The following is a 23,284-nucleotide window of genomic DNA, read 5'->3' as shown; positions in this document are numbered from 1 at the left end:
GCTTGTAGCGCGCCTTGTCCATCAACCTGCGGTCATACGAAATGCGGCGGTCGCTTCGCCAGGAAAGCGGTGACTCCTTCCCGCCCTTCGGCCGCTCCGGCGGACTCGGCAATAGAGGCGGCTTCGCGATCAAGCTGGGTGGAAAGGTCGGCGGTTGCCGATTCCACCAGCAAAGCGCGACATCTGGCGAGTGCGCGGATCGGCCCCTTCGCAAGCGCCGATGCAACAGTCGATGCCTCGGTACGGAGCGCGTCGTCGGGAACCACGCGCGTCACCAGGCCGATGGCGGCCGCTTCCTCCGCCCCGATCCGTCGATTGGTCAAGATCATCTCCTGCGCCCGGCGCATCCCGATCAGGCGCGGGAGCCACCATGATGCGCCACCATCCGGCGTGAGCCCGACGGCGCTGTAGGCCGAGGTGAAATGCGCAGAGGCGGCCGCAAGGGCAATGTCCCCCAATATCGCAAGGCTGAGCCCGGCGCCGGCGGCAGGACCATTGATCGCCGTGACCAAAGGCTTTTCCATCGTGGCGAGCCGATGGATTCCGGCGTGGAAACTGCGTGCGAGGGCACCGACCGCTGCTTCGGCATCTTCCCCGGCGGCGGAGAAGGCATCGATGTCGCCGCCGACGCAGAAGAACTTGCCGCTTCCGGTGAGGACGACGCAACGTATGGCCTGGTCCGCCGCGCAGTGCTCCGCCAGTTCATGCAGGCGGAATGCGAATTCAGGATCGACGGCGTTGCGCTTCTCGGGGCGTGCCAACGTCAGCCAGGCGACGTCTTCCACGATGTCCAGCGTGATTGCGGAGTTGTTCATCGGGCGCCGGCGCTTTCCGCCTGCCGCCACGCGAGGCGCATCAACTCCGGAAGTACCGCGACGCGCTCGCGCGCCTGCGCGGAGGAGGCGTTGCCGCGGATGACCCGGCCCTTGATGCCGTGGAAGATGGCCGCGAGACGAAAGAAGTTGAAGGCGATATAGAAGTCGTAGCCCGGCATGTCCGCCAGCCCCCTTCGCCGGCAATAGGCGGCGAGATAGGCCTCTTCATCGGCGATCCCGAGCGCGGCGGGGTCGCTCCCGCCCAGACCGGCGACGATGTGCGGCGGCATGCGGTACATCATCGCATGATAGGCGAAGTCGGCACCCGGATGGCCCAGCGTCGAAAGCTCCCAGTCGAGCACGGCCAGCACGCGCGGCTGCGTCGGGTGGAAGATCAGATTGTCGATGCGGAAGTCGCCATGGACGATGCTCGTGTCTTCGCCGGGCGGGATATGGGCAGGGAGCCATTCCACCAGCCGGTCCATATAGGGATCGCGCCCCGCCTCCGCGTCCTCGAGATATTGGCGGGACCAGCGCGCGATCTGCCGTTCGAAATAGTTTCCGGGCCGGCCATAGTCAGCGAGGCCGGCGGCCACATGATCGATGCTGTGGAGGTCGGCGATCGTTGCGTTCATCGCATCGAACAGCGCGGCTCTTTCCGCATGGGATACTTCAGGAATCGCAGCATCCCAGAAGATGCGGCCCTCCACCATGTCCATGACGTAGAAGATCGTGCCGATAATGGCGGGATCGGTGCACAGGCCATGAACGGCGGCGACCGGGAATCCCGCCTGGGAAAGGCTGGTAAGCACTTTTGCTTCCCGGTCGAGCGCATGGGCGCCCTTGAGCAGGAGGCCGGGCGGTTGCTTGCGCAGGACGTAGGTCTTGCCCGGCGTGATCAGCTTGTAGGTCGGATTGGACTGTCCGCCCTTGAACTGCTCGACCGTGAGCGGCCCGGCATAATCGGCGACATTGGCGCGCATCCAGGCGTCCAGCGCTCCCAGATCCAGCTCATAGCCGGGGCGGACGGCGGCGGTGCCGCTATTGTCTTCGACCAGGGCATTCATCGTGCGTCGCCTTCCCTTGAAATGGGCGGGGGCAGCCATTGGCCGTTCAGCATGTCGGACTTTGGCCCGTAGGCGCGGATCACGACAAAAAATGGGCCTGCCGGAGCGGGAAGCCAGTTTCCATCGGAGGATGCGGCGTGCTGGATGCGGATTTCGATGGAGCCGTCCTTCTGCACCTTCAGGCCCTTGGTCCGGTCGCTCACCAGATAGCGGCGAAGCGGATTGGGATGGAGGGCGAAGGTCTTCGCGTCATAGAGCGTGACGGACCAGAAGCTGTTGACGGGCGGAGGCGTTTGCAGCCGGAGCATGTAGCGCGACGATGCGCCGTCCAGTGCCGCGCCCTTGCCGTCCACGAATGTCGTGTAGGACGCGTTTTCTTCGCGCACATTCGCGCCGAGGCCTGCCATATTGATGACGGATCGGCGCAGATAATTGAACCCATAGACGCCCTTGTTGACCTTCATCCAGCCCGTGCCGGTGGGTTCGCCCAATTGCGACTTGGCCCGGGTCAGCATGCCCAGCGCGTCCGCATAGCCGCTTTCGATCGCCACTCGCGTGGCCGGGGGCAGCGTATCGGGATCGAACGGGCGGTCGCCCATCATGCCGAGCGGCCGGAAGCGCGACACGAGGGCCTCCTCGCCCGGCTGCAAGCCATTGGCCCGAAGCACATAGTCGAGCGCCCGGAGATACCCGATGGCGCCGGGGGCGGGTGGTGGTGGCGATGTGTCGCCATCGGAGCCCGCCGTCGCGTCGCCTTGCGGAGCGATGATCCTGACCGCATCCTGAAAAGCGCGCGCGGTCCGGACTTCGGCGTCGGACTGGGCGAAGGCGCGCATCAGGATCCAGAGCTGGGTCGTGGCGGCTGGATAGACCGTGACCCCGTCGGGGGGAGCTCCACGCCAGCCGCGCGGCACCAGCAGGAAGCGGCCGCCCTTGACGCCGATGGTGCGATTGCTGAGGTTGCTGGGATTGCCGAAGATATCGAAGATATTGAGCGTGAAATATTTGAGCTGCGTGGCCGGGATGTCGATTTCGACCGGACCCTTGCTCAGGTCGATCCAGGCCGTGGAGTAGAGCGTGTCCGTATTGGGCACCTTGAACGTGGCATAATCCGGCCCCGCGAGGTTCCTCTCATGCGCGAAGCGGTTGAACCCGGTGTAGTTGCTGGAACTTCGATCGAACACCTGCCGATAGAGCTGCTCATAGTGCAGATAGGCAGCCATGCCATAGACGGTCGCGTCGAACGCGACAGTCCGGAGCAGGGTGGCGCGATCCTTTTCGTCCCGGGGCAGCAGGTCTTCGCCATATCCAGCTTGCGAAGTGGGCGCTTCAGGCGCGGCGAAGTTCGCCGGCTGAGCATGTCCCGCGGTCGACACAAGGAACGGCAGGAGGATCAGCATCGGCCGCATGGCTGACATCGATCGTCCAGCGCTCATCCCTGCGCCGCCTTCCAGTCGCGCTTGATCTTCTTGGCCAGGCTCCACTTATGGACCTCGGTCGGACCATCGTAGATGCGGAAGGCGCGGATTTCCCGGAACGCCTGTTCGACGATGGTGTCGCCGGACACGCCCGTCCCGCCCATCACCTGAACGCAGCGGTCGGCGACGCGGAACAGTGCATCGGACACCGCAACCTTCGCCATGGAGCTTTCCGCCGTGCCGAGCGATCCCGTGTCGAGAACGCCCGCGCACCAGTCGATCATGCGTTCGGCCTGCTTCAAGTCGATCAGATTGTCCGCCAGCATGAAGCCGACGCCCTCATGATCGACCAGCGGCTTGCCGAAGGCGTGGCGGCGGCAGGCATAGTCGGTGGCGATTTCCTGGGCGCGCGTCGCAAGGCCGAGCCAGCGCATGCAGTGGGACAGGCGGGCGGGGCTGAGACGGATCTGCGCATAGGCGAAGCCTTCCCCACTCGCGCCCAGCATCTGGTCCGCCGGAACGCGCAGGTCGGCGATGTCGACTTCCGCGTGCCCGCCGGGCATCGAGCTGTCGATCGTGTCGATCACGCGCACCGTGCGGATCGCCGGGTCGGGCAGGTCGACAAGGAACATGCAGGCGCCATCGTCCGACCGGGCCATGACGATGCCGACGCGCGCGCCTTCCGCCCCGGTGATGAACTTCTTGCGGCCATTGATGATCCAATGGTTGCCGTCGAGGCGACAGGTCGTCTGCATCATCGAGGGGTCGGACCCTGCCCCCCCCGTTTCGGCAGGCTCGGTCATGAAGAAGGCGGATCGCGCCTCGCCCCTTATCAGCGGGTCGAGAAACCGCGCCTTCTGTTCGGCGTTACCCACCTTCCCGAGCAGATACATGTTACCCTCGTCGGGAGCGGCCGTGTTGCAGGCGAGCGGACCGAGCGGCGACAGGCCCGACCTGATGAGGACTATGGCCGTTTCCCGCTGCGTCAGATGCGATCCGTCCTGCAGGATATGCGGGGTCAGCACGCCAGCCTCGCGCGCCTTTGCGCGGAGTTCCATGACGAGCGCATCCTCCGGGCCATGAAAGCCCAGACGACCGTCCTTTTCATAAGGCATGACCACGGTCCGGACGAAGGCTTCCACCTTCGCGGCGATCGCATTTGCTCGCTCGGTCATTGTGCGGTGCTCCCCCCATCGATCACAAGTTCGGCGCCCGTCATGTAGCGGGACTCGTCGCTGGCCAGGAAAAGGATGCCGTCGGCGATCTCCTCCGCTTGCCCGATCCGGCCGAGCGGGACATCCGCCAGCAGGCTCCTGGCTATTTCCGCATCGGCATAGGCGGGGGCGGTGAGCGGCGTCGCGATGTGGCCGGGATGAATGGAATTGGCGCGCACGCCATTACCGGCGGTGGCGCATTCCAGCGCGGTCGCCTTGGTGAACATCCGGACGCCCCCCTTCGCCGCGCTGTAGGAGCCTGTGCCCACGCCAGCCACGATGCCCCGAATGGAGGACATGTTGACGATAGCGCCCCGTCCCGAGGCGGCGAGCAGCGGCATCATATATTTGGTCCCCAGAAAAACGCTGTCCAGATTGACTGCGATGATCGAACGCCATTGCGCTAGGCTCGTGTCCGCGATCGACGCGAACTTGCCGAACCCGGCATTGTTCACGAGGATGTCGAGCGTGCCGAACCGCGTTTCCATGCGATTCGCCAGCGCGGCCCATGCCTGCTCATCGGTGACATCCATGATGGCGGCCTCATGACCGTCGCCCGGCAGGGACGCGCGCGCATCCGACAGCGCATCTCCGTTTCGGTCCGCCAGGATGACTGTTGCGCCCTCTATCGCGAAGCGCCGGGCAGTGGCGAGTCCGATGCCCGATGCGGCGCCGGTGATAAGCGCGATCCGCGCCTGAAGCCTGCTCACGCCCTTTCTTCTTCCGCGTCGGCCTTGTCCTTGCTGAGGGAAATCAGGCTTTCGAACACCGGATTTCCCCGGGCAAGGATGGCTTGCGTCCGTTGCGCGATCACCTCGTCGTATCGCGCCGAGGTGAAGACATAGAACTGATCCCTCCGGATACCGTCGAATGCCTGGGCGGCGACATCCTCGGGCGACGGGGCATTCTGGAACAGATTGTCCGAAATCGACAGAAACTCCGCAGCTTCGGCCGGTCGACCGTCACTGGATCGCAGATGGGCAGGGCGGGATCGTTCGGCCTCGTAAATGCGGGTCGCGACCAGGCCGGGACAGAGCATGGTGACGCCGATCGGGGCGTTCCGTTCGCGCAGGCCGGCATAGAGGGCTTCGGTGATGCGGACGACGGCATGCTTGGACGCGCCATAGACAGCGGAGCCTTCGCCGCTCACGAAGCCGGCCACGGACGCGGTGTTGAGGATATGCCCCGGCCGCCCCTCCGCCAGCATCCTGGGCACGAAGCTGCGGATGCCGTTGACCACGCCATCCATGTTGACGCCGAAGGCCCAGCGCCAGTCCTCCAGCGCATATTCCCAGACGAGCCGATGACGGCCGCCGGGGACGACGCCGGCATTGTTGCACAGCAGGGATACCTCGCCGAAGCGGGACCATGCGAGATCGGCCAGAGCTTGCACCGCTTCAGGATCGGCCACGTCGGTCTTCTGGAGCACGATTTCTGCGCTGTCGATGGTACCGGCCACCGCTTCAAGATCGGCGAGATTGATGTCGGCGAGGACCAGCTTCATGCCCTCCCGCGCGGCCAGATGCGCAAGCGCCGCGCCGATGCCGCTGCCGGCTCCCGTGATGACTGCGGTCCTGCCCTTGAAGTCCCTCATAGGGGCGCGCTCCTCTCGCGTCGGCCGAATTGGCATGGCCTCATATGAGCATGCGATGTAATCGACCGTCCGGTCGGACGTCAACTCCCTATCAGACATTGACCGCGGTCGTGAAGCGGCATAGCCATACTCAACCGACCGGACGGTCTATACGCATTGGAGAGACGATGCCCGATCTTCTGCCCCCGCTCGCCAGCCTCGGCCGCCTGCGTCGCGACGCGCCCAAGACCGTCGCAGGATTCCGTCGCTGGCGCACTATCATTGACACTGATGGCGCTGTCCCGGCGAGGATGAAGCGATTGTTCGTCGCCTGCGCCGCGACGATGAAGGGCTATCGGGAACTTGCGACGCGGGAACTGGCCGAAGCCCGGGCGGCCGGTCTCACCGAAGCGGAGGCCGGGGCGGCGATCGCGATCCTGGCAAGCGTGCGCGGCGAGGGGGCGTCGCTGCGCTTCCATGATCTTTTCCGTGAGATTTACCCCGAAGCTACCGACCCCGAATGGTCTGACGACGACATGGTCGTGGAAGATGGCGCCGCGCAGGCCAATTTCCTTCACTATTTCGGCACCATGCCGCCTTCGCTCGGCAAGCTGTTCGAGGTCAAACCCTTGGGTGCCGACGCCTATTATCTCATGCGCGAAGGGACTTTGTCGGGGACGGCGCTGGGTCCTGTTTATGCGGAACTGCTGCTCGTCACTGTCCTTGTGGCCGACTATAGTTCATGGGCGTCGGTTCATATGAAGGGCGCGCGAAAGGCGGGCGCCAGCGAAGAGGCGGTGGCCGAAGCGGTGATCTGCGCCGTTCCGACCGCAGGCCTGTCCGCCTGGGTGATCGGCGCGACCGCAATGGATGCGTGAGGAACGGCCTGCCCTCAAAGACCGCTGACGAGGTGCCCGCCATCCACCGCGATGACCGATCCCGTCATGTAGCGCGACTGGTCGGAGCATAGCAGCAGGAGCGGTCCGTCCAGGTCGTCCATCTGGCCCAGTCGCTTCTGCGGGATGCGCGAGATGAGTCGCTGACCTGCGTCGGACGCGAAGAAGTCCCGGTTGAGGTCCGTTTCGATATAGCCTGGCGCGAGCGCGTTGACCCGGATGTCGAACGCTGCCCACTCCAGCGCGAGCGCCTTGGTCAACTGGATGAGGCCGGCCTTGCTCACGGCATAGGCGGCCAGCCCCTTGGACACCCGTTCCCCCAGGATTGAGGCGACGTTGACGATCGTGCCGCCTCCATTCCGCATCATCCGCGCCGCCAGCTGGGCCACGAGGAAGGCGCCGGTCAGGTTGGGCTGGAGCACCTGCGCCCACTCGGACGCGCTGAGATCGAGCGCCGCGCGCGTCTGGGCTACGCCTGCATTGTTGACGAGGATCGAGAGCGGCGCGGCCACGTCTCGCTCGATTTGCTGGAAGGCCGTCGCGACAGCGTCCGGATCCGTCACATCCATGGCGACGGGAATGCAAGTGCCGCCCTGCTGCCCAATCTCATCGGCAAGCGCCGCGAGCGCGTCGACTCGGCGCGCCGCCACCACAACGCTGGCCCCTTCCCGTGCCAGCAGACGAGCGAAATGCCGACCCAAACCCGAGCTCGCCCCCGTGACCAGTGCCGTCTTGCCTTCAAGTTGCATTGTCCGCTCCCTCGCACTTGCATTCTTGTCATCCAACCGTCATCCCTAGGGGGAACCGACCAGACGGTCGACTTACCTTTGTGAGAGGTAGGACGCAGAACAGGGAACCGAGGCTGCAATGGCGCGAGAAGCAGCAAAGAAAAGGCAGACGACCGAAGCGCATGACGAGAAGCGCAACGAGATATTGAGGCATTGCGCGGCGCTGTTCGACCGCGTGGGGTATCACAAGGCGTCGATGCAGATGCTGGCGGACGAGGTGGGCCTCGGCAAGCCGACGCTCTACCATTATTTTCCAAGCAAGAATGCCATCCTCTTCGCGATGCACGACGCACATATGAGCGTGCTGCTGGCCGGCCTGGAGGAGGAAGGTGGATCGGACGATCCGCTGGGCCGCCTGCGTGCGACATGCATCGACATACTCCGGCAGATTGCGGAGCATCCGGGCTACGTCCGGGCGTTCATGGACCATTATGAAGATCTGGAAGGCGAGATGCGCGACCATATCCGGGCGCAGCGCAATGCCTATCTGCAGCGGGTTCGCGGCATCATCGAACAGGGAATCGCGAACGGTCATTTTCGGCCTTGTGACCCCGGAATCACCACGCTCGGCTTCCTTGGCATGTGCAACTGGGCCTATAAATGGTATCCTCCCCTGGCGAAGCGCAGATCGCCGGAGGACGTCGCCGACGCGATCTGCAAACCCTTTTTCGAGGGGTTGAGCCTGAAGGACCGCTGACGATGACCGCGATCGGTCATTCCTGCACGATGCCGTCCGCTGCCTTGATCGACGCCGTCCGCTTTTCGGAGCCGGGGGGCATAGGGCCGGCGGCAGAGCGGCTTCGTGATGCGGTGATGGACCTTTGCGGGCTGCGTACGGCTGTCACGCACAATGTGGCCTCCCGCGAACCGATGCGCGACGGGAATGGCGCTGTGCTGGCAAGCGAGATCTTCGGGTTCCGAGGCGAAGAGTCGCGTTGGTGGGAGGTGCCTCAGCTTGCCCTTTCCTCGCCCATCGTTCACGCCTGCCGGGTGGAAGCCGAACCGTTCTGGTGCAACGCGCATGGCTTTTTCACCCGCCTGCCCAATCCGCTCCTCGACGTGATCGACCTGCATGATTTCCGCATCCGGGCCATGACGGCTGCCGCAATCGTGGTTCCGATCCACCTGCCGTTCGGGCAGATCGGCGCAGCCAGTTTCCTCTCGCCCGAGCCCGAGGCCAATGATCTGTCCGATGCCTATGCCTGTGCTGCGGACGCTCTGGCCGTGCTCGCGCGGGCCTTTGTGCAAAGCTATGTCAAGGTGACGGCGCGGGCACGCCCGGGCCTTGGAAGCATATCGTTGACCAAGCGCGAAGTGGAATGCCTGCGCTGGGCGGCTGCCGGGAAGACGAACGAGGAAATTGGAATCATCCTGGGCCTGCAACGCACAACGGTGCGATTCCACATCCGGTCGGCGTCGGTGAAGCTGGACGCGGTCAACCGCGACCAGACGATGTTCAAGGCGGCGCAGCTCGGCTTTCTGGGCATGATAAACTAGGCCGTAAACTCCTGTCGTATTGGTCAGAAGCCGACCGAACGGTCGGGCGCTATGTCTTCGGAAGGAGATAGCGATGCCCGACATACTGCCTGTTCCGATAGCCGACGGCCTCATCTGTCCCGATGCAGGCGGCATTGCGCTGCTTGCCTCCAGGGAGCGGGCGAGCGGTCGGCTGTGCTTTCCGGCGCGACCGGAAGACGACACCGGATACGACCGCATCGTGCTGCCACGAACGGGCCGGCTGTGGTCGTGGACTATCCAGCGCTTCCGCCCCAAGTCGCCGCCCTATGCCGGCCCGGAAGCGTTCGAACCCTATGCCGTGGGCTATGTCGAGCTGGACGGGGCACTGATCGTCGAGGGGCGCCTGGTCGACGTGGCGTTCGATGATCTGGCAATCGGCATGGCAATGCGGATCGTGCCGCTGCCCTTCGAGATGATGGACGGGGCCCTGCGGACCAGCTTCGGCTTCGCGCCGGACAAGGGGGGGGAGGCATGAGCGAAGATGTCTTCATCGTCGGTGCGGGCATCCATCCCTTCGGCCGCACGCCCGGCCTTTCGGGCCTGCAGCAGGGCGTCTTCGCCGTCCGCCAGGCGCTCGAACGGGCGGGGCTGGCATGGCGCGATATCCAGTTCGCCTTCGGCGGATCGGATGCCGCCGGGAATGCGGACACGATGGTGTCGGAACTGGGGCTGACCGGCATCCCCTTCATCAACGTCGCCAACGGGTGCGCGACTGGCGGTTCGGCCATGTTCGGCGCCTACAGCACGATCAAGTCCGGCGAGTTCGACATCGGTCTGGCCGTAGGCTTCGACAAGCACCCGCGCGGCTCCTTCTCGCCCCTGCCGGGGGACTGGGGGTTGCCTGACTGGTATGGCGAGACGGGGCTGATGCTGACCACCCAGTTCTTCGCCATGAAGATCCAGCGCTATATGAGCCTCCATGGCATCACCCCGCACACGCTGGGCGCTGTCGCCGAAAAGGCGTTTTCCAATGGTGTTCTGGCCGATCATGCCTGGCGGCGTGAAGCGGTGGACATCGACACCATCCTCCATTCGCAGATGGTCAGCGATCCGCTCACCAAATTCATGTTCTGCTCGCCCGGGGAAGGCGCGGTGGCGCTGTTGCTGGCGAGTGGCAGGAAAGCGCGCGAGCTCGGCCTGCCGGCGGTTCGGCTGCGGGCGGCAGCGGTTCGCACGCGTCCCCAAGGGTCGTTCGAGGTTTTTTCGCCGGCGTTGGACCTGGAGCGGGGCGGCTCACCGACCAGCGTCGCATCCAAGGCGGCCTACGAGATGGCGGGTGTCGGCCCCGAAGACATCGACATCGCGCAACTTCAGGACACGGAGGCGGGGGCCGAGATCATGCACATGGCCGAAAACGGCTTTTGCGCGGATGGCGAGCAGACCGCGTGGATCGCCGAGGGCCGCACCCGGATCGACGGCAGCCTGCCGGTCAACACCGATGGCGGGTGCCTCGCCTGCGGGGAGCCGATCGGCGCATCGGGGCTTCGCCAGGTCTACGAAAATTATGTGCAGCTGATCGGGCAGGCGGGCGCGCGACAGGCACCGGGCAAGCTGCGCCTCGGCTACAGCCATGTCTACGGCGCGCCGGGCGTGTCCGCCGTCGCTATCGTGGAGCGCTGACGCCATGGATCTCGCGCTTAGCCCCGAACAGCATGCGTTCCGCGAAGAGGTGCGCGCTTTCCTCGCCGCGTCGCTTTCGCCCGAGCTTCGGCGCGGGGCTGCGCTGACATCCGGTGTCTTCGCCGAACCCGATATCGCACGCGAATGGCAGGCGATATTGGAAGCGCGCGGATGGCTCGTCTATCACTGGCCGGGCCATGCGGGCGGGCCGGGATGGACGCCGATCCAGCGCTGGATCTTCGAGAAGGAATGCGCGGAGGCAGGCGCTCCGGTCCTTCCCGGCATGGGCCTGAAGCTGGTGGGCCCGGTGCTGTACACCTATGGCACCCCGGCGCAGAAGGATCATTACCTCCCGCGCCTGCGCACGGCCGAACATGTTTGGGCGCAAGGATTTTCGGAACCCGGCTCCGGCTCCGACCTCGCCAGCCTGCGGACTCGCGCCGTGCGCGATGGCGACCATTATGTCGTGTCGGGGCACAAGATCTGGACCACGCAGGCGCAATATGCGAACCGGCTCTTCGCCCTCGTCCGGACCGACGCGGACGTGAAGCCGCAGCAAGGCATCAGCTTTCTGCTGATCGACATGGCGCTCCCCGGCGTGACGGTCAAACCGATCCTCAGCGCATCGGGCGATCACGAGTTGAACGAGGTCTTCCTCGATGAAGTGCGGGTACCGGTCTCCGACCGTGTGGGCGATGAGGGGCAAGGCTGGTCGATCGCCAAGTTCCTGCTGGAGAATGAGCGGGGCGGGTCCAGCTTCGCGCCGGCGATCCTGGCTGATCTTGCCCGATTGCGCACATCGACAGGGCCGCTGACCGGCGAACTGGCGGATCGCGCTCTCCGGCTCCAGCTGGAGGCGGAAGCGCTGGAGATGACAGAGCTTCGGACGCTGATCGAGATCGAGCATGGCGCCGCGCCCGACCCGCGCAGCCTGACCACCAAGCTGCTGGCGTCCGAAATCCGACAGGGCGTGGAGGCGCTGGCGGTAGACGCCTTCGGTCTGGCCGGTCTTCAATTGCCGGTTGAGCGTCCCTTCTACGGCGACGACATGCCCTCTCCCGTCGGTTCGGCGCAAGCACAGGTCGCGGCGGCCCGCTACCTCAATGCCCGCGCCTGGTCGATCTTCGGCGGCACCAGCGAAATCCAGCTCACCCTCATCGCGAAGGCCGCGCTCGGCCTTTAGACAAAGAAGGATGCATCATGCCTGAAGCCTATATCGTTTCCGCCCGTCGCACCGCCGGCGGCCGCCGCAACGGCCGCCTTGCCGGCTGGCACCCCGCCGATCTTGGCGCCCTCGTTCTGGACGCACTGGTCGCCGACGCCGGTGTCGATCCCGCCGCGATTGACGATGTCATCATCGGTTGCGTCAGCCAGATGGGCGAGCAGACCTTCGCCTTCGGCCGCAACATCGTGCTTGCCTCCAGCCTGCCCGACAGCGTGCCGGCGGTGACGATCGACCGGCAGTGCGGCTCATCCCAGCAGGCCGTGCATTTCGCGGCGCAGGCGGTCATGTCGGGCCTTCAGGACATCGTGATCGCCGGCGGCGTCGAGAGCATGACGCGCGTGCCGATGGGTTCCCCCATCACGCTGGCCAAAGCCGGCGGCATCGGCGCCAATCCTTTCTCCGAGGCGATCCAGAAGCGCTATGGCGTGGAGATGTTCAGCCAGTTCCACGGCGCACAGATGATCGCGGACAAATATGGCTTCACCCGCGACGATCATGACCGGTTCGCGCTCGCCAGCCACCAGAAGGCGGCAGCGGCCATGGATGCAGGCGCGTTCGACAAGGAGATCGTGCCGGTGCCCATCGTCACGGCGGAAGGGGAGCAAGCCATCCATGACCGAGACGAAGGGGTCCGCGCCGATGCGTCGATGGAGTCGATCGGTTCGGTCAAGCTGCTGAGCGAGGGTGGCACGCTGTCCGCGGCGACCGCGAGCCAGATCTGCGACGGCGCGAGCGGCGTGCTCGTCGCGTCCGAAGCCGCCGTCAGGGCGCATGGCCTGACGCCCATCGCCCGTATCGTCAATCTGGCGGTCACGGCGGGTGACCCGGTCATCATGCTGGAAGAACCGATCCCGGCGACGCGGCGGGTTCTCGATCGGGCTGGCATGTCGATGAAGGACATCGATCTGTTCGAAGTGAACGAAGCCTTCGCGTCGATCCCCATGGCCTGGATGAAGGCGCTCGACGCGGACCCGGCGAGGTTGAACGTCAATGGGGGCGCGATTGCGCTTGGCCATCCGCTCGGCGCGACCGGGACGAAGCTGATGGCGACGCTCGTCCATGCGCTGAAGGCGCGCGGCCAGCGCTATGGCCTCCAGACCATGTGCGAAGGTGGCGGCATCGCCAACGCCTCGATCATCGAGGTGCTCTGAGCCATGAACCTCGCGCTCAGCGATGAGCAGGCAATGGTCCGCGACATGGTCCGCCGCTTTCTGGCGGACCGCTATGACGCGACGACCATGGCAAAGGGGCCGATGTCTCCGGACGACTGGCGCGCCTTGGGGGAACTCGGCCTTTTCGCCCTGCTGACGCCGGAGCAGGCAGGCGGTCTGGGCGGCGGCGCGGTAGAGGTGATGATCGTTTCGGAAGAGCTGGGACGCGCCCTTGCGATCACGCCCATGGCCGAGGCTATCCTGCTATGCGGCCGGGTGATCGCTGGTAATCCTGCGGCCGAGCGCTGGAGCGACAGGCTGATGCAAGGTGACGCGCTGCTCGCATTCGCATCGGGTGGCGCGTTTGTGGACGAAAGGCTTTGCGGATCGGCGGGCATCGTCCGGGATGGCATGGACGCTGAAGCCTTCGTCGTGGAAACGGAAGCGGGCACGCTTCTGCTTGTTGACGGTCAGGACAGCGGCGTTCGCAGGACGCCGGTTCGTCTGGTCGACGGCAGCATGGCGGCCAATGTGCGATTCGATGCGGCGCAGGCCCAGCCGCTCACGGTCCCGGCGAGCCTATGGGCCGAAGCTCACGCTCTCACAGGCCTGTCGATCGTCGCCGAACTGGTCGGCGCGATGGCGACCCTGCTCGACCTGACCGTCGATTATGTCAGACAGCGCCACCAGTTCGGCAAGCCGATCGCGAGCTTCCAGGTCGTGCAGCATCGCTGCGCGCGGATGTACACCTGGCTGGAGCAGTCGCGATCGTTGCTTCTGAAAGCGGCCCTGGTCGAGGAAGAAAAACGGGTCCAGGCCGTGACGGCAGCAAGGGCCTATATTGGCGACGTTGCCTTGAAACTCGCGGAGGAGGCTGTCCAGCTGCATGGCGGCATGGGGGTGACGGATGAACTCGCGGTCGGGCGCGTGCTGCGCCGCGTGCTGCTGCTGTCACGCCTCCATGGCGGTGGGATCGCCGCCCGAGCCGCCCTGGCAGCCTGACGGGATCGGCCATGGTCACGAAAGGCAGAGTTGAAGGGAAGGTCGTTCTCGTCACAGGCGCGGCGCACGGGCTGGGTAAGGCTGACGCCGAAGCACTGTCACGCGAAGGTGCGCGGGTGATCGTCGCCGATATCGACGAGGGGGAAGCGCAGCGGGTCGCCGATACGCTTCCGGCCGCGATGGCATTGCGTCTGGACGTGACCTGCGAAGCGCAATGGCAGGCAGCGCTGGAAGCCATCATGGAGGCGCATGGCCGGCTCGATGCGCTGGTCAACAATGCCGGCATTGCCGTCTTCGAAACGGTCGAGCAGTCGTCGCTGGAAGCATTCCGCCGCGTGATGGCCGTTTCGGCGGAAGGGACGTTCCTGGGATGCAAGACCTGCCTGCCGGCTCTGGCGGCCAGCGGCGCGGGATCGATCGTCAACATCGCGTCGGTAGCCGCGATCCGGGGCAATCCGGCGGTGTTCGCCTATAGCGCGGCGAAGGGAGCCGTGCTCTCCATGACGCGCAGCCTGATCGTGCATTGCCAGCAGCAGGACTATCCCGTTCGCGCCAATGTGGTTCTCCCCGGCTCGCACGATACGCAGATGGTGCGCAAGGCCTATCGCTTCGCCGCGCTCGAGTTGCGCGAAGCCGCCCAACGGCATGAGGGGCAGCCGGAGCATGTCGCTGATCTGGTCCTGTTTCTGGTGTCGGACGAGTCCGCCCGGCTGAACGGCGCGGAGATCGTGATCGACAACGGGCGGACGGTGGCCTGATGCTAGGGGCTCTCACAACCCGCTGAAGCAGGCGGGACTTTTGTGTTAATCGGTTGGACGGCTGGCGGATGCCATCCTGCCTCCGCTGCCCTTGCCTTGGGGCGGTAAAGGCGCATCATCAGCATGAACGGTTCGCGCGGAGCGGGCAGCCAGTTCGCCCGTCCGTCCACGCCGGGATCGTGATTCTGGATGAGAAGGCGAAGCGATCCATCCGGTCCATAGGTGAGGTCGGGCGTCCGGTCGCCGATCGAGTAGCGATCGATCGGATTGGCGGCCAGAAAGCCTTTCTCATAATAGAGCGTGATGGACCAGAAGCCGTCCACCGGAGGCAAATCCTGTTTACGAAAGCAGAGGGTGTAGTTGTTCCGGCCGTCGAGCTGTCGCCCTTGCGCATCGAGATGAGCGACCGGGTAAAGCGCTTCGCCCTTCTCAAGCACATAAATCTGGTCCATCGCCACGGCTGCGCGCAACAGGAAATCCCGATCGAAGCGGGAGCCGGCATAGCTGGTGGACCAGCCACCCGAAAGCGTGCCGAGATGGCGCGTCTTCTCCCGAATGATGGCAAGGCCATCGGCGACGCCACGCTCGATGGCGGCGCGCTCGGCTGCCGGCAGATGCGCGTAGCGGAAGCCGCTTTGGACGGTGAGGCCGATGCGGCGCAGGGATGCGACCAAATCGGTATCCTCCTTCGACACGCGCCAGTCTTCAAGCACCGTGCCCAGATCGACGAGAAGCTTCAGGCCTTCGGGCACGTCCTTCCTGTCGCCTGCCAAGGGGCGCTGCGATGTTATCGGCGCTTCGGTCAGGCGTCCCCCGCCAGACCATTGGCGCAGCCTTATCGCGTCCTGAAGGCGATGTACGTTCGACAGATCCTGTGGTCCGTCGACGAGGATGCGTCCCGCCACCATGAGGTAACGCTGCGCGCTGCGGACGACCTTCACGCCCTTCGGGATTTCTCCGCGATAGTCCGGCCCGACGATGAAAATCGGCGGAAGCCGCCCGCCATGGCTGCTCTGACCATAGGATTGCCGCGTCTCGCTGTCTGCGTCGCCGAACTGAAAGACATGGTAGCGTGTCCCGAAGTCTGGCGTGTCGAGCTGAAACGGCCCCGCCTGCGTGTCGAGAAAGGCGAGGCTGTAGAGTGTGTCGTTGTTCGGCGCGACACCGATCCGCGTGTCGGGTCCGGCAAGATCGCGCGCCTGCCCGATCCGGTTGATCGGAGCCGTGGCAAGCGTTGCCGGACGAGGAGCGAAAGGATGCTCCGGCTGAGTTGCCTTCTGCCGCAGCTGCGCAGCCCGAACCAAGGGGTAGCCCCAGACAGTTGCCCGAACGGCCAGGGTGTAAGGGTCGGTGCTTGCACCGGCAAATATCTGCCGCGTGTTCGTCGCGTTTTGGAGCGGCTCTGACTGAAGCGGCTGTGGGGCAACGACGCTCAACAGAAGGGCGAACAACAGCTTGTGAGAAAGGACTGGCAGCATGAGAGATTCAATGCTCCTTAAGATCTCCTGCGTAGAAGCGGGATGCCCAGGCGATGCTGCCAGCGCCCGCGAGCGAGAACAGGACCACGGCCGAAAGCGCGTAACGCAGCGATGTGTCGTGCATCCCGTCCGCCGCCGCCAGATAATCGCTGAGGAACCCCGTCAGCGCCGGCCCCAGACCGAGCCCGAACAGGTTGAAGACCAACAGGGTCACGGCCGACGTAAGTGCCCGGATGCGCGGCGGAACAACAGACTGCGGGACACCTATGATCGGGCCATAATAGAAGAACATCAGCATGGTCGCCAGGAAGCCGAACGCCAGCGACGCCGTCAGCGAAGGGATCAGGAACTGGACCAGCGCGGCCGGCACCATCAGGAGCATCGCGGCGGCGCTCACCCAGACGCGACCCGCCGGATCGCGCGATCCCGCCGCGTCCGACAGGCGGCCGCCCAGATAGATGCCGATGCCGCCTCCCAGCCCGTTCATCAGCGCCAGCCAGGAGGCGACGTCGGCAAGCGGCATATGGTGGACGCGCATGTAGAAGGGCGCGGACCAGCTCATCATCGCATATTGGGCGAAGGCATGAAGGGTCGTGCCGATCAGCATGTAGCGATAGGTCCGCAGCCGCCACAGGAAGCGCATGGCTTCGCCGAGGGGTGGCGCTTTTTCCGTTCTGGCCGAAAGGCCCGATCCCGTCCGCGCAGGCTCCCGCACGAGCAGCAGGACGAGCGGCGCCAGGGCCAGCCCTGCGACGCCGATCACCCCGAAGGCGAGACGCCACCCCAGCGCGGCGGCGATCCAGCCGCCCGATGCATAGCCAAGCATGATCCCGGCCGGGAGCGCCAGTCCCCATAGTGCGAGCGCCGTGACCCGCTTTTCGGGCGGGTAATAATCAGCGATGATGGAATGGGAAGCCGGCACGGAGCCCGCTTCTCCCAGTGCGACGCCGATGCGGAATGCGACCAGCGAGCCGAAGCCGGTCGCCAGGCCCGAAAGCGCGGTCATGCCGCTCCAGGTGGCGAGCGAGGCGGCGATGATGTTGCGGCGATTGAAGCGATCCGCCAGGCGCGCGATCGGAAGGGAAAGCGTCGCGTAGAACAGCGCGAAGGCAAGGCCGGTGAGCAGTCCGAGCTGGCCGTCGCTCAACCCCAGCTCCCGCTTGATCGGTTCCTGAAGCACTGACAGGACCGTGCGATCGATATAGTTGAACATCGAAACCAGGCCCAGCATGACCAGCATCGTACGGCGCAACCCGGCCGCGGAGGTGGTCGGCGGGGCAGTTAGGCCAATGGGAGGGCTGTTCATGCGCTTACCTCTTGAAAAGCTCTTTGATTGATGGGAGGCCCGCCTTGGGCGGGCCTCCCCGAATTATCGAACTTCCCTCGTCGGCAGTCCGTCTGGCAACCCATCAGAACTTGAAACGAACCCCGGCCGTGAGCGTGCGCCCGGCAACGTTGTAGAGCGTGAACAGGGTCGGGTAGAGAAGTCCCGGCGCGGCGGCCGCGGCAACCAGCGGCGGCTTGCGGTCGAACAGGTTCGTGGCTGTCACGAACAGCTCCGGCTCCCCGCGCACGTCGAACTTATAGGATGCCGTGGCGTCGGTATAGAAGACCGGCTTGATCGCAGGGACGGCATAGAAGGACGTCGGGTCGTTCTTCAGGTTGCCGATGGTCACCTTGCCGATCATAGACTCCTGCACGAACAGGGTGAGGCCCCCATTGGTGTAGTTGGCGCTGAGCGTACCCCTGAACTTGGGATAGGCATAGCCCGTCTGGCTGTTGACCCCATGGCCGGCATAATCGATCACCGGCGCGATGGAATTGGTTTGTGACTTGTAGCGGTCCAGGTAGTTGGCGGAGGCGCGCAGCGCGAGCTCGCCATTGCCGAGCTTGGTCCGGTACGACGCAGCAATATCCAGACCGCTGGTCCGCAGGAAGCTAATATTCTGCGTGATGAGACTCACCGAAATCGGATAGTTGCCGGCTGACCGGTCGCTGAAGGGCAGCGGCCTTTCGATAAGCGCACAGGTTGGTGATGTGCCGTTCGACGTTTCGCATTCGTTGATCACGTCGTTCAACCCTTGGGTAGCAATGGCGCCCTTGATCTTGAGATCGTAATAATCGACGGATAGGTCGAAGCCCGGCAGGAAGCTGGGGCTAAGAACGATGCCCGCAGCGAAGGTGTCGCCGGTTTCGGGATCGAGATTGGGATTGCCGCCGCTGAGCTGACGGATCGAACCCGACGTGCCCGTGTGTGGATCGTTGAAGTTCACGGGCGCGGTCTGAACGCCGGCGAACAGCTCGAACAGCGAAGGCGCGCGGATGTCCCGCGATCGCGTGGCACGGAACATGATGTCTTGGATGGGCTTGTAGACCGCGCCGACCTTCCAGGTCTTGACGCTTCCGCTGGTGCTATAGTCGGTGAGGCGGAACGCACCGTTGAGGCTCAGTTCTTCCGCAAAAGGCTTGCCCTTAAATATCGGAACCTGCGCTTCTGCAAAGGCTTCCTTCACGTTCAGCTTGCCAAAGGCCGCACCCACATTGGTGTTGTTGAAGCGGGTCTGACGATTGGCGGGAATGCCGCGCAGCCCGGTAAAATCGATGGGCACCGTGGGATCCGAATTGGACGTCAGGTCCAGCTTCTGCTCACGATATTGCCCGCCAATGGCGACCGTCACCGGACCAGCCGGAAGCTCGAACAGATCCCCTCGCGCCGACACGACGAAGTCGTCGGTCGTGTTCATCGCACGATAGCGGGATACGCCAAGGACGGTTTGCAAATCGGCGGCGGAGGGTGTTCCCGCGCCGAAGACATTGAGCGGCTTACACCCCGGATAGAGGCCGGGGTTGGTCAGCGTAACGCGGCATACGATCGAGCCATCGGGTCCGCGAACCGCGTCCAGCGCTGCTGCCAGCTTGGGAATCTCGACCTGCGTCTGAGCGAATTTGGTGACGGAATTGCCATGGGTATAGTCGGCGGTGATATTCCATCCGCCAAGGTTCCACTCAAGGCCGCCGTTGATGAGATAGGCATTGGTCGCCTCCCGCGTCGGGATCGGCCCCTGCTCGCCGATGAAGCGGAAGACGGTGAAGCTGTCATTGGGGCCCATTTGCGCCTGGACCGCCGGGTTCAGGAAGGCGTTGCCGCTGAAGAAGCGGAAGCCGAGCACGGACTGGGCCTGCGTATCGTAGCTGGTGACGCTGCGCGAATAGCTGCCCTGGACATGCGCCGTCAGCCCGTCGGTCAGGTCGTAGGCCAGTCGGCCGAAGCCCTGGGTCGTCGTCAGCGGTGCGATCAACTGGTTGAAACCGGGAATATAGAGGCCATCGCCGCCCACATTGGTGCCGGGCGTCCCGGTGGGGGTGCCGCGCTGTATCGGGCGGACCGCGCCGCCGGGCAGGAAGATGTTGTTGGCGAGCGAGGGCACGGTGCTCGTCAGGATGATGCCGTTATTATAGTCGTTGGTCGTGAAACGCAGGTTCGGCAGGAAGATGAATGGGTTTGCCGCGCGACCGGGTGCGGCGGTCGATCCGGGGACCGAGCCCACGGCCGCATAGGCGTCGTCACCATAGATGCGAGCGCTGCGCTTGATGCCATCGCTGTGAAAACGCTCGATCGAGGCAAGGACATGACCGCGATCGCCTGCAAAGCTGAGGCCCCCTGCAATGCCGATGCGATAGTTGCCGAGGTCGCCCCGTGTCGATACGCCGCGCTGCGCGACGCCCTTCACGCCGGTGAACTTCTTGTCGAGGACGAAGTTGACCGCGCCGCTGACGGCGTCGGAGCCATAGACAGCCGATGCGCCGCCGGTCACGACATCCACCCGCTGGATCAGCAGCTGGGGAATCGTATTGACGTCCACCGCGCCGCGGAAAGTCGTAGGCGGAACGCGGATGCCGTCGAGGAGGATCAGCGCCCGCGTCGGGCCGACGCCGCGCAGGTTGAGCAGATTGCCATGTTCGCCGCTATTGCCCTGCAACTGGCTGTTGGACTGTGGGCTCACGGAGTTGGCGAACTGCGGCAGCTTGTTGATCGCATCGGCGAGATTGGTTGGGGTCGCCTTCACCAACTCCGTTGTGGGCGCAACGGTGACCGGTGTCGGCTGGTTGTAGCCGTCGCGCACGACGCGCGTTCCGGTGACGACGATGTCGCGTGTGGAAGGCGCGCCGGCATCCTCCGCCGACTGCGGTTCGGTCGTCGCCGTTTGCGCATGGGCCGGCACGATGATCCCGGCAAACGCGCATCCCGAAAGGAGCGCCAATCGGCCAATCTTGAACCTTGTCATCATCTCTCTCCCTCTGATTAGGGCCATTTTGTCTTTCGCCCTGAAATCTCGTTTCATCCTGTCAGAAGATCAGACTGCGCCGGCCTCCTGCGCTGCCAGCCAGGCGGCCTTGGCGAGTGGTTCGATCCGTGTGACGATGTCTCCGGCATTGCTTGCGGTCTGCACGCCGTCGCGCGCCCGCCCGGCGATGCCTTGCAAAATCGCGGCCACCCGGAACAGGTTGAAGGCGCGGTAGAAGGGGTGCGTTGGATCGCCGCGAAGGCCGGTCCGCTCGCAGTAGCGCCGGGCATAGTCCTCCGCACTTGGAATACCGAGTGTGGCGAGATCGGCGCCGCGCAGGGTTCCGCGCACATCCACGCCCTCCGGCCTGAACCACTCCATCATATGATAGGTGAGGTCGCCGAGCGGATCGCCCAAAGTCGACAGTTCCCAGTCTATGACAGCGGAAACGCGCGGCTCGGTCGGATGGACCAGCAGGTTGTGGAAGGAATAGTCGCCATGGATGATCGTGGTGCGTTCTTCTGTGGCTGGAATCGCGCCGGGCAGCCAGTCTATCAGCCGGTCCATCTCCGGGATGTCGCGGGTGCGCGAGGCATCATATTGCCGCGACCAGCGCGAAATCTGCCGCGCGAAATAATTGCCCGGCTTGCCATAGTCGGAGAGCCCAAGCGCCGCGAAATCGACCATATGCAGCCGGGCGAGCGTTTCGTTCGCGGAATCGTAGATCGCGGCGCGTTCCGCACGGTCGAGGCCCGGCATGCGCGGGTCCCAGAAGCTGCGTCCGGGAACATAGCGCATCACATAGAAGATGCTGCCGATGACATCCTCATCCTCGCACAGCAGCAGCGGCTCGGCGATCGGCAGCCCGGCTTGGTGCAGGGCCTTGGTGATGCGATATTCGCGATCCACCGCATGGGCGGATTTCAGCAAAACGCCCGCAGGCTTGCGCCGCAGGACGTAGCGATGGTCCGGCGTCGACAGAAGGAAGGTCGGGTTGGATTGGCCGCCCTCGAACTGCTGGACGCGCATGGGTCCGGAAAGATCGGCGATCCGGCCCGTCAGATAAGCGGCAAGACGCGTCTCGTCGAACGCACTGTTGATGGCGACATCGACCGTCGAGCCGATCGTGGCGGCAGGCTGCGCAGCGCTCACGATGCGGCCCTTTCTGCATATTTGGCGAGTTCCATACGGGCGAGCTGGCGTTCATGCACCTCGTCCGGCCCATCGGTCAGCCGCACGATGCGGGTGTTCGCCCAAAGCTCGGCCAGGCCGAAGTCGTCGCTCACCCCGCCACCGCCGTGCGCCTGGATGGCGTCGTCGACGATCTGTTGCGCCATTTTGGGGGCAGCGATCTTGATCATCGCGATTTCGGCGCGCGCGGCCTTGCTGCCAACCGTATCCATCCTATGCGCGGCCTTCAGGCACAGCAGGCGCGCCATTTCGATCTCGCAGCGGGCGCGGGCGATCCGCTCTTCCCAGACCGAATGTTCGGCGATCGCCTTGCCGAAGGCCCGGCGCGAGAGGAGGCGGCGGCACATCTTTTCCAGCGCGACTTCCATCGTCGCGATGTTGCGCATCGTGTGATGGATCCGTCCGGGGCCAAGGCGCCCTTGCGCGATCTCGAAGCCGCAGCCTTCGCCCAGCAGCATGTTCTCCGCAGGCACGCGGACATTTTCCAGGGCGACTTCAAAATGTCCGTGGGGCGCATGATCGTAGCCGAAGACGGGGAGGTGGCGGACGATCGTGACGCCGGGCGTGTCGCGCGGCACCAGGATCATCGATTGCTGCCGGTAGGGTGCGGCGTCCGGGTCGGTCTTGCCCATGACGATGAAGAAGTCGCAGCGCGGATGGCCGGCGCCCGACGACCACCATTTCCGGCCGTTGATGACATAGTCGCCGCCCTCGCGGCGAATCTCGGTCTGGATATTGCGCGCGTCGGAGGAGGCGACGGCCGGTTCGGTCATCAGGAATGCGGACCGGGTCTTCCCGTCGCGCAGCGGCACCATGAAGCGCTGCTTCTGCGCGGGCGTGCCATAGCGATGCAGCACCTCGAAATTGCCGGTGTCGGGCGCCATGCAGTTGAACACCTCGCTGGCGAAGGAAATCCGACCCATCAGCTCGGCGATCGGCGCATATTCGACGTTGGTAAGGCCGACGCTGGTGAAAAATTCGTCGTCATGCTCAGATGGCGGCATGAAGATGTTCCACAGCCCCGCCGCCCGCGCCTTGTCCTTGAGTTCGTCGAACACGGGCGGAATCTCGGTCCAGCGATCGATCGCGGCCGACTGCTGATGATAGACGGGAACGGCAGGAACGATGTGCTCCTCCATAAAAGCGCGGACGCGTTCCATCCACTCCCTGGATTTAGCCGACTGTTCGAAATCCACGCATCCGCTCCATTTACGCCGCCGGATTCGAGCCGGCCTGCGCATGTTCTAGCGCTCACCCGACCGATCGGTCGAGCAATAACTACTC

21 protein-coding genes are annotated in these 23,284 nt (G+C 64.7%); 9 read left to right on the top strand and 12 right to left on the bottom strand.

The features are described from left to right. Window positions 1-32: 32 nt before the first annotated feature. Genes M529_RS41940 through M529_RS41915 form a run of 6 tightly spaced genes read right to left on the bottom strand, consistent with a single transcriptional unit; the run spans window position 33 to window position 6,108 of the window. Window positions 33-815, bottom strand: a complete 783-nt coding sequence (locus tag M529_RS41940) for an enoyl-CoA hydratase/isomerase family protein (RefSeq protein WP_021319212.1) — start codon at window positions 813-815, stop codon at window positions 33-35. Then, window positions 812-1,882: a phosphotransferase family protein gene (locus M529_RS41935; RefSeq protein WP_021319211.1), complete on the bottom strand. Its 1,071-nt coding sequence runs from the start codon at window positions 1,880-1,882 to the stop codon at window positions 812-814. The genes M529_RS41940 and M529_RS41935 overlap by 4 nt, the downstream gene beginning before the upstream one ends. Then, complete coding sequence (locus M529_RS41930) at window positions 1,879-3,318, bottom strand: DUF1254 domain-containing protein (protein WP_021319210.1); 1,440 nt, start codon at window positions 3,316-3,318, stop codon at window positions 1,879-1,881. Before M529_RS41930 ends, M529_RS41935 begins: the two co-directional genes overlap by 4 nt. Continuing rightward, window positions 3,315-4,475 carry an acyl-CoA dehydrogenase family protein gene (locus M529_RS41925; protein WP_021319209.1) on the bottom strand — a complete coding sequence of 387 codons (1,161 nt, stop codon included), beginning with the start codon at window positions 4,473-4,475 and terminating at the stop codon, window positions 3,315-3,317. Before M529_RS41925 ends, M529_RS41930 begins: the two co-directional genes overlap by 4 nt. Beyond that, window positions 4,472-5,224 (bottom strand): SDR family NAD(P)-dependent oxidoreductase, encoded by a 753-nt coding sequence (locus M529_RS41920; protein ID WP_021319208.1) that lies wholly within the window; start codon window positions 5,222-5,224, stop codon window positions 4,472-4,474. Before M529_RS41920 ends, M529_RS41925 begins: the two co-directional genes overlap by 4 nt. Continuing rightward, on the bottom strand, window positions 5,221-6,108 hold the full coding sequence (locus M529_RS41915; RefSeq protein ID WP_021319207.1) for an SDR family NAD(P)-dependent oxidoreductase: 888 nt from the start codon (window positions 6,106-6,108) through the stop codon (window positions 5,221-5,223). The genes M529_RS41920 and M529_RS41915 overlap by 4 nt, the downstream gene beginning before the upstream one ends. 167 nt (window positions 6,109-6,275) lie before the next feature. Here M529_RS41915 and M529_RS41910 point away from each other — a divergent pair, with 167 nt between their 5' ends. Next, complete coding sequence (locus M529_RS41910; RefSeq protein WP_021319206.1) at window positions 6,276-6,965, top strand: carboxymuconolactone decarboxylase family protein; 690 nt, start codon at window positions 6,276-6,278, stop codon at window positions 6,963-6,965. A 14-nt stretch (window positions 6,966-6,979) separates the two neighbouring features. On the opposite strand, the gene M529_RS41905 is transcribed toward M529_RS41910, so the two are convergent. Continuing rightward, on the bottom strand, window positions 6,980-7,732 hold the full coding sequence (locus M529_RS41905) for an SDR family NAD(P)-dependent oxidoreductase (protein WP_021319205.1): 753 nt from the start codon (window positions 7,730-7,732) through the stop codon (window positions 6,980-6,982). A 118-nt stretch (window positions 7,733-7,850) separates the two neighbouring features. On the opposite strand from M529_RS41905, the gene M529_RS41900 reads away from it, so the two are divergent. The 8 genes from M529_RS41900 (at window position 7,851) to M529_RS41870 (ending at window position 15,045) form a co-directional block, all read left to right on the top strand. Further along, entirely contained in the window at window positions 7,851-8,468 is a 618-nt protein-coding gene (locus tag M529_RS41900; protein ID WP_021319204.1) for a TetR/AcrR family transcriptional regulator, read from the top strand. 2 nt (window positions 8,469-8,470) lie between these two features. Continuing rightward, a complete protein-coding gene (locus tag M529_RS41895) occupies window positions 8,471-9,268 on the top strand; it encodes a helix-turn-helix transcriptional regulator (protein WP_021319203.1) in 798 nt (265 codons plus the stop codon). A 73-nt stretch (window positions 9,269-9,341) separates the two neighbouring features. Next, the gene (locus M529_RS41890; RefSeq protein ID WP_021319202.1) at window positions 9,342-9,764 is read left to right on the top strand and encodes a Zn-ribbon domain-containing OB-fold protein; all 423 of its coding nucleotides are present in this window, start codon (window positions 9,342-9,344) and stop codon (window positions 9,762-9,764) included. Next, entirely contained in the window at window positions 9,761-10,909 is a 1,149-nt protein-coding gene (locus tag M529_RS41885; RefSeq protein WP_021319201.1) for a thiolase family protein, read from the top strand. The genes M529_RS41890 and M529_RS41885 overlap by 4 nt, the downstream gene beginning before the upstream one ends. Before the next feature lie 4 nt (window positions 10,910-10,913). Continuing rightward, complete coding sequence (locus M529_RS41880; RefSeq protein ID WP_021319200.1) at window positions 10,914-12,092, top strand: acyl-CoA dehydrogenase family protein; 1,179 nt, start codon at window positions 10,914-10,916, stop codon at window positions 12,090-12,092. Between the two features lie 17 nt (window positions 12,093-12,109). Beyond that, window positions 12,110-13,285 (top strand): acetyl-CoA C-acetyltransferase, encoded by a 1,176-nt coding sequence (locus M529_RS0124975; protein WP_031295284.1) that lies wholly within the window; start codon window positions 12,110-12,112, stop codon window positions 13,283-13,285. Between the two features lie 3 nt (window positions 13,286-13,288). After that, the gene (locus M529_RS41875; protein WP_021319198.1) at window positions 13,289-14,287 is read left to right on the top strand and encodes an acyl-CoA dehydrogenase family protein; all 999 of its coding nucleotides are present in this window, start codon (window positions 13,289-13,291) and stop codon (window positions 14,285-14,287) included. Between the two features lie 11 nt (window positions 14,288-14,298). Continuing rightward, entirely contained in the window at window positions 14,299-15,045 is a 747-nt protein-coding gene (locus tag M529_RS41870) for an SDR family oxidoreductase (protein ID WP_021319197.1), read from the top strand. 2 nt (window positions 15,046-15,047) lie between these two features. Here M529_RS41870 and M529_RS41865 read toward each other — a convergent pair whose 3' ends face one another. From M529_RS41865 to M529_RS41845, 5 genes are all read right to left on the bottom strand, one after another. Next, window positions 15,048-16,349: a DUF1254 domain-containing protein gene (locus tag M529_RS41865; RefSeq protein ID WP_236617714.1), complete on the bottom strand. Its 1,302-nt coding sequence runs from the start codon at window positions 16,347-16,349 to the stop codon at window positions 15,048-15,050. A 181-nt stretch (window positions 16,350-16,530) separates the two neighbouring features. After that, window positions 16,531-17,829: a spinster family MFS transporter gene (locus M529_RS41860; protein WP_031295283.1), complete on the bottom strand. Its 1,299-nt coding sequence runs from the start codon at window positions 17,827-17,829 to the stop codon at window positions 16,531-16,533. Window positions 17,830-17,932: 103 nt separating this feature from the next. After that, window positions 17,933-20,812 (bottom strand): TonB-dependent receptor plug domain-containing protein, encoded by a 2,880-nt coding sequence (locus M529_RS41855; RefSeq protein ID WP_021319194.1) that lies wholly within the window; start codon window positions 20,810-20,812, stop codon window positions 17,933-17,935. A gap of 66 nt (window positions 20,813-20,878) precedes the next feature. After that, a complete protein-coding gene (locus M529_RS41850) occupies window positions 20,879-21,961 on the bottom strand; it encodes a phosphotransferase family protein (RefSeq protein WP_021319193.1) in 1,083 nt (360 codons plus the stop codon). Next, a complete protein-coding gene (locus M529_RS41845; protein ID WP_084491247.1) occupies window positions 21,958-23,160 on the bottom strand; it encodes an acyl-CoA dehydrogenase family protein in 1,203 nt (400 codons plus the stop codon). Before M529_RS41845 ends, M529_RS41850 begins: the two co-directional genes overlap by 4 nt. Window positions 23,161-23,284: the final 124 nt, after the last annotated feature.

The organism is Sphingobium ummariense RL-3 (assembly GCF_000447205.1).
Classification (GTDB): Bacteria; Pseudomonadota; Alphaproteobacteria; order Sphingomonadales; family Sphingomonadaceae; genus Sphingobium; species Sphingobium ummariense.
The sequence above is the reverse complement of the archived record's forward strand: the minus strand, read 5'-3'. Positions and strand labels throughout refer to the sequence as shown.

Excerpts from the sequence above, each read along its gene's own strand:
- M529_RS41940 (WP_021319212.1), bottom strand. The coding sequence starts at position 815 with ATGAACAACTCCGCAATCACGCTGGACATCGTGGAAGACGTCGCCTGG.
- M529_RS41935 (WP_021319211.1), bottom strand. The coding sequence starts at position 1,882 with ATGAATGCCCTGGTCGAAGACAATAGCGGCACCGCCGCCGTCCGCCCC.
- M529_RS41930 (WP_021319210.1), bottom strand. The coding sequence starts at position 3,318 with ATGAGCGCTGGACGATCGATGTCAGCCATGCGGCCGATGCTGATCCTC.
- M529_RS41925 (WP_021319209.1), bottom strand. The coding sequence starts at position 4,475 with ATGACCGAGCGAGCAAATGCGATCGCCGCGAAGGTGGAAGCCTTCGTC.
- M529_RS41915 (WP_021319207.1), bottom strand. The coding sequence starts at position 6,108 with ATGAGGGACTTCAAGGGCAGGACCGCAGTCATCACGGGAGCCGGCAGC.
- M529_RS41910 (WP_021319206.1), top strand. The coding sequence starts at position 6,276 with ATGCCCGATCTTCTGCCCCCGCTCGCCAGCCTCGGCCGCCTGCGTCGC.
- M529_RS41905 (WP_021319205.1), bottom strand. The coding sequence starts at position 7,732 with ATGCAACTTGAAGGCAAGACGGCACTGGTCACGGGGGCGAGCTCGGGT.
- M529_RS41900 (WP_021319204.1), top strand. The coding sequence starts at position 7,851 with ATGGCGCGAGAAGCAGCAAAGAAAAGGCAGACGACCGAAGCGCATGAC.
- M529_RS41895 (WP_021319203.1), top strand. The coding sequence starts at position 8,471 with ATGACCGCGATCGGTCATTCCTGCACGATGCCGTCCGCTGCCTTGATC.
- M529_RS41890 (WP_021319202.1), top strand. The coding sequence starts at position 9,342 with ATGCCCGACATACTGCCTGTTCCGATAGCCGACGGCCTCATCTGTCCC.
- M529_RS41885 (WP_021319201.1), top strand. The coding sequence starts at position 9,761 with ATGAGCGAAGATGTCTTCATCGTCGGTGCGGGCATCCATCCCTTCGGC.
- M529_RS41880 (WP_021319200.1), top strand. The coding sequence starts at position 10,914 with ATGGATCTCGCGCTTAGCCCCGAACAGCATGCGTTCCGCGAAGAGGTG.
- M529_RS0124975 (WP_031295284.1), top strand. The coding sequence starts at position 12,110 with ATGCCTGAAGCCTATATCGTTTCCGCCCGTCGCACCGCCGGCGGCCGC.
- M529_RS41875 (WP_021319198.1), top strand. The coding sequence starts at position 13,289 with ATGAACCTCGCGCTCAGCGATGAGCAGGCAATGGTCCGCGACATGGTC.
- M529_RS41870 (WP_021319197.1), top strand. The coding sequence starts at position 14,299 with ATGGTCACGAAAGGCAGAGTTGAAGGGAAGGTCGTTCTCGTCACAGGC.
- M529_RS41860 (WP_031295283.1), bottom strand. The coding sequence starts at position 17,829 with ATGAACAGCCCTCCCATTGGCCTAACTGCCCCGCCGACCACCTCCGCG.
- M529_RS41855 (WP_021319194.1), bottom strand. The coding sequence starts at position 20,812 with ATGATGACAAGGTTCAAGATTGGCCGATTGGCGCTCCTTTCGGGATGC.
- M529_RS41845 (WP_084491247.1), bottom strand. The coding sequence starts at position 23,160 with ATGGAACGCGTCCGCGCTTTTATGGAGGAGCACATCGTTCCTGCCGTT.